Source organism: Sphingobium sp. FG58, from assembly GCF_057809055.1.
Genome location: NZ_JBMDJF010000067.1, coordinates 1 through 323, shown reverse-complemented (window position 1 = coordinate 323; position 323 = coordinate 1). Strand labels below are relative to the sequence as shown.

Annotated in this window: 1 protein-coding gene; it reads right to left on the bottom strand. The window is 62.2% G+C overall.

Features of this window, described 5'->3' with window-relative positions; genetic code table 11:
- Nucleotides 1-323 (bottom strand): SDR family NAD(P)-dependent oxidoreductase (locus tag ACODR8_RS19995; RefSeq protein ID WP_489008858.1); only part of this gene is annotated, 323 nt, incomplete at both ends.

Here is a 323-nt window from a genome sequence, read left to right as displayed (position 1 = left end):
CGACGCCGCTCTTGGACGCGGTGTAGCTCGGCACGCGGATGCCGCCCTGGAAGGAGAGCAGGGACGCGATGTTGATGATCTTGCCATGGCCTTGACCGATCATGTGGCGACCGGCGGCTTGGCTCAGGAAGAACAGGACTTTGAGATTGGTGTCGATCACCGCATCCCAATCCGCTTCGCTAAAGTCCACGCTGTCGGCTCTACGGATGATCCCGGCATTGTTGACCAGTATATGGAGGCCGCCCAGCGTGGCGATGGTTTCGTCGATGACGCGCTGGACCGGCTCGATGGTCGACAGGTCCGCCGAGACGATCTCGGCCCGG